This is a genomic window from Peptostreptococcus russellii, assembly GCF_900110295.1.
GTDB lineage: Bacteria > Bacillota > Clostridia > Peptostreptococcales > Peptostreptococcaceae > Peptostreptococcus > Peptostreptococcus russellii_A.
In genome coordinates this window covers 1-6,129 of sequence record NZ_FODF01000039.1, presented here as the reverse complement: position 1 = coordinate 6,129, position 6,129 = coordinate 1, and the positions used below count along the sequence as shown (strand labels likewise).

General features: G+C 23.8%; 4 protein-coding genes and 2 tRNA genes. 1 reads left to right on the top strand and 5 read right to left on the bottom strand.

Going from position 1 to position 6,129, the window contains the following annotated elements:
• Positions 1–338: 338 nt before the first annotated feature.
• Positions 339–1,646, top strand: coding sequence for a metallophosphoesterase (locus BMY82_RS08985; protein WP_180366770.1), 1,308 nt, complete (start codon positions 339–341; stop codon positions 1,644–1,646).
• A gap of 1,115 nt (positions 1,647–2,761) precedes the next feature.
• Here the strand turns inward: BMY82_RS08985 and BMY82_RS08975 are convergent.
• The 5 genes from BMY82_RS08975 to BMY82_RS08960 all read right to left on the bottom strand — a co-directional run bounded on the left by BMY82_RS08975 (position 2,762) and on the right by BMY82_RS08960 (position 5,599).
• Positions 2,762–3,592 carry a putative RNA methyltransferase gene (locus tag BMY82_RS08975; protein ID WP_091976213.1) on the bottom strand — a complete coding sequence of 277 codons (831 nt, stop codon included), beginning with the start codon at positions 3,590–3,592 and terminating at the stop codon, positions 2,762–2,764.
• Positions 3,593–3,746: 154 nt separating this feature from the next.
• Positions 3,747–3,820 (bottom strand) — tRNA-Arg (locus BMY82_RS08970).
• A 490-nt stretch (positions 3,821–4,310) separates the two neighbouring features.
• Positions 4,311–4,439 carry a hypothetical protein gene (locus BMY82_RS09660; protein WP_278308750.1) on the bottom strand — a complete coding sequence of 43 codons (129 nt, stop codon included), beginning with the start codon at positions 4,437–4,439 and terminating at the stop codon, positions 4,311–4,313.
• Positions 4,440–5,062: 623 nt separating this feature from the next.
• Positions 5,063–5,464 (bottom strand): hypothetical protein, encoded by a 402-nt coding sequence (locus BMY82_RS08965; RefSeq protein WP_091976212.1) that lies wholly within the window; start codon positions 5,462–5,464, stop codon positions 5,063–5,065.
• A 61-nt stretch (positions 5,465–5,525) separates the two neighbouring features.
• A tRNA-Arg gene (locus BMY82_RS08960) sits at positions 5,526–5,599 on the bottom strand.
• Positions 5,600–6,129 lie beyond the last annotated feature (530 nt).

Below are 6,129 nucleotides of genomic sequence, written 5' to 3'. Positions count from 1 at the left end.
TTTTGAAAAAATAGTGTTGATAGCAATTTTATCCATTTTCGTCTTACGACGTTTATGGATTATTTATTGCCATCAACACTAAATATTATAGAGCCGTTTTTTTTATGTACTTTTTTAATAAATAATAAAATGCAAATTCTATTTAATTATAGTGTCTTAGAGATAATCCTAAATAAATTTTAAAGAAAATAATCATAGATAAGAAATATTCAAATAAATAGCAAAAACTAGAAAATTCAATGTAATATGATTTATAATAAGAGTAGAGAGTATTCGTAAGTTTAATTTTACTTGTTAATCTAATGGAGAGGTTGGTGACATAATTGATTTTTGCAGTTTTGATAGCTGTTTTAATAATAAGTTTTTTTATATTGTGGTATAGAAAAAATAAATATATAAAAACAATAAAAAAAACAATACCTAATATAGAGTTTGGAATAAAAAAAGAGAAGCTTCAAATAGTTCATGTAAGTGATTTACATTTTATAGATCCTAAGCTTACTGATTCTGGAAAATATTTTGCTAGAAATCCTGAAAAAGACGGAAGACTAATGCAATATATAGATCAAATAGTAGATTCCTTTATTCTTGAAATGATAGAAAAAAATCCTGATTTAATAATTATAAGTGGAGATTTGACATATAACGGGGAAAAGACGAGTCACGAAAAACTTTCTAAAAAGTTATCTGTATTAAAATCTAAGGGAATTGAAGTTCTGCTTATACCTGGAAATCATGATATAGATAATAAAGAGGCTAGAGATTATTCCGGTGAAAAGTATGAAAAAGTAGAAAGCATTTCTAGTGAGGAATTTTCAGAAATTTATAGAGACTTTGGATATAGAGAAGATGAAGCTAGGTTAATATCTAGAGATAAAAATTCTTTAAGTTATATGTATATGACAAGTCCAAAGCAGTGTGTTTTGATGATTGAAAGCAGCTATGGTAAAAATATTAACTATATATCCAATCAAACTTTTAACTGGATTCAAAAGGTCCTTAATATAGCTAGAGAAAATAATTTATCTGTTATTTCAGTTACCCATCAAAATATATTAGCTCATAACAAGATGTTTATAGAAGGCTATAAAATAGAAAATAGTATGAAGTTAGTAGATATTTTAAGTGAATACAATGTTAGATTAAATTTAAGTGGGCATATGCATCTTCAGCATATATCTGAAAATCAAGGAGTAGTAGATGCTTCTGTAGGCTGTATAGCTCTCTATCCCAACTTGTATGCGAATATAACGGTAGATCGAAGGGATTATATAGAATACAAAACAGAAAGCCTAGATATCTCAAAATGGGCTTATAAATATGGTTGGAAAAATAGTGACCTTCTAAATTTTAAAGAAAAGTCAAAGGAAAAATTTGAATTTTTTGGAGAAACAATGTTTTCAAACCTTATAAAAAGTATTCCTGCAAGTTCTGAAGAAAAAAAGGATATGGAAAAATTTATTATAGATAGCAGTATCGCCTATTTTTCTGGCAATATGGATAAGTATAAAGATTATTATAATACGGATAATGAAATATATAAAGAGTGGTGTAGATATTGTGAAAATACACCTGAAATGGCATATTTAAATAGTATTTGCACAGATAATAGCAAGTGTCATAACAAAATAAGAATAAATTTATAGTTATATAAAAATTTCATACAAAGAAAAATAAGATGCTAAGATAAAAATCTTAGCATCTTATATTAAAGGGACTTTTACAAATAAATTTGAAAAGCGTACAAACAATTGTAAAAAATAAAGTATAAAAATAAACAATTAAAAATTGTTAATTAAATACTAAAAAGAGTAAAAAACACGTAAATATATATTTAATTTTTGGCTAAAATTCTAAACATAATAAAAATCCATATATTACATATTAAAAATAGAAATAATAAATTGTAAAAAAATTAAAAATAATAGTTAATAATCCCAAAAAAGATTTATATAAAATATATAATAATCACTTTAACTTTTCTATATTAATAATAAATCTTTTTCTGAAATATGTCAATATTTTATCATCGAAACAAAAAAGGAATAATTGTAATTTTGACAACTTACTTAAAAAGAATATTAAAAAAATATAACATTTTAATATGGAATTTAAGTAAATATACTTTTAACGTAAAATAAAAAGAAAATAAGTAAAAAAATAAAAAGTTTAAATTGAATAAAAGAATAGTTTCTTTAATAAAAAATATAGATAAAAAAAGCAAAAGTGTTATTTATACAACGAAATAAATTGTATATTAAGCAATACAGGGAAAAAATAGTAAGTTAAAGTTAGATAGAAAAAACTGGTTTTTAATAAGAATTTACTATATATTTTATCTGAAAAAGATGATTGTATATTATGTAGGGGAGTATTATATAGATTATTACCTTTAAATATATAAAAATAAAAAAGCCACATAAGCATGTGGCCCTTTAATGATAAAAATGATTAAAAAGGAAGGTGACAAATGAAAAACTATCCAATAAACAAAACAAAACTTAGCTCCATTACGAAATCGCTAAAATACAATTTAAAATTGGATGATATAACATTTAAATCCCCTACAATGATATTTCGAGCCAAGTTATTACGATTTCATATAAAATATCTTAATAATAAGATATCAAATAATAAAGGAAATTTGTATAGTCAAACTTCAGTAAGTGTCTAAATATACATCAAAAATCTAACTTTGCCTATACATTTAAAAAATATAATGCTAGATAGATATTATTAAAATAAATAGATAATTATAATTCTATTTTTTACCAATCAAAACTTCTGCATGAATTGTAATTTCTGAAATATCACTCCAGTCTATTTTACTTGAATCAATGTTAAATAGGAGAGGAGTCATATTAATTATAGCCATTAGTAATTCATTTGTTACTTCGAATTTGTAGGATATTGATTCTCGATGAATAATATCAAAGGAATCAGAAAAGCAATCGACCACTGCTTTGTTAGAGTAATGGCTGTTTTCAAGTTTATCCTTAACCTTTTCTCTAATTTCAAATAAATGATTTTCTCCAGGTATTACTTTTATTAAAGATCCATCTGATTTAAGTATTCTTTTAAATTCTTCGTAATTAGCAGGAGAAAAAATATCCAGTGTAAAATCAAAACTAGAATCTTTTACAGCTATATTAGCCAAGTCTGATACAAACCATTTTACAAGTTTATTTTTATCTGATCGAGCAGCTATAATAATGGAGTCCTTTGAAATATCAAAGGCATATATATTTCTATCTAAACTATCGGATATTTTTTTAGAGTAATATCCTTCACCACAAGCTACATCTAGTATATTTTTTGAATTGGTAAATTGATTTATATAATCAATTATAAAGTTTAGTATATTGTCATATAGACCAGACTCTAAAACTGTGTGCCTATTTTCAAAAGAAAATTTATCGTAGTTTTCAAATTTCTTAGAATTTAAAAGAAGATTTACATATCCTTGTTTGGCGACATCAAAGCAATGTTTATTTTCGCAAATAAGGCTTCTATCCTTCAATTTAAGAATAGAAGAACAGTGTGGGCATATAATTATATTGTTTTCGGAAAATCTTTTAAATTTATCTTTCATTCTTTAACACCTCCTAGTATAAGTGTAGTTCAAAATATTATTTAGATTATTTTAAGGTAGGCAAAACTTGATAAAAAATTTTACCATAGTATATTTTTTTATTTCTTTTATTTTCTGATAAAAAAAGCTGTGATATCTATAAATCACAGCAGAGCGTCCCCGAGAAGATTTGAACTTCCGACCCCTCGCTTAGGAGGCGAGTGCTCTATCCAGCTGAGCTACGGAGACAAAGTATGAACTTAAAAATAATTTACTCTTTGTATTTTAAGATAAATTTAAACAAGTGATCTCAAAATAAAAGTACATTTATTTTATATTATATATACTAACATAAAAAAATATTATTTTCTATATAAATAGGTCTAAAAGAAAAAATAAATCAATAAAAAATAAGCGTATAAAATACATATGAAATACTTAATAAAAAACTTGCATTCTTTACAATAGAAAAAAATAACGAAAAATACCTAAAAAATAGATAGTTTTTTTAAAATATATGATTATTTTCAAAAAAACTAAGTTGAATATACCTTATAAAAATATAAAGAAAACAATTTCTAAATTGAGTAAAATTAAATAAAAAAGTAAAACACCTAACTAAACTTAAAAAAAGTGGGTTAGATTATTTAACAATCTACCCACTTTATTGTGTTAAAAAATTATCCAAAAATTTCACCTAATTCCTCTTTATAGTATGATTTCGATGTTATTTTTTCTGTTAGTCAAATAACATTATCATTCTATATAGAAGATTATTCTTAAGATATTTTTCTTCTCTCTTAGATATACCAAGTATTTCACCTGTATTATTTACTCTTTCGTCCATTTTTAATAATTCCTTTTTCATAATTATACCCTCCTTTTTAATCATTGTTATTAATTACCTTTAGTATTGTTATTTATTTATCTTTCATCTTAATTATAACACTTATATATAATAGGTCAACCCCTTTTTTGAAGAAAAAAAACAAGGCAAATTTTAAATTTTTAGTTAAATTAATATTGTTAAGTTAATTCAAAAAAAGGCTATTTTTGATTAGTTTTTTTGTAAAAAAATAAAGTGAAATCGAGTTTTTTTAGTAAAAAAAAGTAAAAAAAGTTTTTGAACTTATCTATATTTTGTAAGAAAAATGAAAGAACACATGCAATGGAAGCACCTTTTTGCAACAATTGTATCAAAAAATTTCATAAATTGTGGCTTTTGTAGATACACTTTAGAAAACAAAATAAAAAAGCTTAAAAAACATATAAAACACACTTAATTTTTAAAGGTTAGATTAGAGAGGAGAGTATAGAGTACAAATTAGTCTTTAGCAAATTTATAAAATTATGTAAAAATAAAAAATAAGCCTAAAAAATTAATATGTAAAATCTCAAAATTTGTTTATAGACATTATTTAAACTATAGATAATAAAGCGAATAAAATTTATTTTAGTAGAGATAAAAAAGATATAAAAAACAGGTAGAAATTAATCTACCTGCTTCATCATTCTCTTTAGTATATCAAGTTTTAGTTTCTTGAGTTTAATATCAATATTTGCAATAACAACTACAAGGTGTATTCTATCTTCTAATTCATCCCATTTGTATGCTTGTGAGCATTGTATAGTGTACTTAGGAAAGTACTCTAGTAAATCCTTAGTAAGAGATTCTGCCATTGAAAAGCATTTTTCAGTAAGTTCATCATTCTCCCAATCGAAAGAGATTCCTGAATCAAGACTTTTTACAGGAATTGAAAGTTTAAAACTCATAACATCATCTCTTTTGCTTGCCTTGCTTAAATCTGTTTCAACTCTAAATGGTGTTTCTTCATTGATTATTTTAGCAATATCTTTGCTATTTATTATATCTTCTCTAAATAATACGTACATAAAATAAAAAATCCAACGTTACGAGCTGGATACATCCTTTCTATAAGATTGTATTTAATAATGCGCCTAGTAGGAGTCGAACCCACAACTCACAGATCCGAAGTCTGCAGCTCTATCCAGTTGAGCTATAGGCGCAATTTAAACGGCAAATATATTATAACACAAAATAAGTATTAAAAATCACCAAATATAGTTGAAAATTTTTTCTTTTCAAAAGAAGTATATAATATAAGAATATTAAAGTAAGTGATAATAAAATTCACCTGGTTTTAGTAAAGATAAGATCAATATAAAAATTAATAGAATATCATTGATTCATTAATAAAAAATATTGAGAGCAGCTGATTAAGTTTAATTTTTAAATAAAGTTAAAAAAAGATTTACTTTGAATAGATGTTAATTTCTAGATGACATATATTTGAATATATATAGTGAGAAATGATTTCATAAGCTCTAATTTCTTTAAAAAAGTTAGAACTTATGAAGGTAATATAAATATAGGAAATATATTTTGAAATTTAATAATAAAAAATTAAATAAATTAGGCTAAAAGATAAGTTTGTACAGTAGAAAAAGCAAATAAAATTGTAGAATATATTCAAAAAATACACAAAATAAAGGCTATAAGTGGTATAATGTAGTTTGTAAAATCAATATTGATTTTA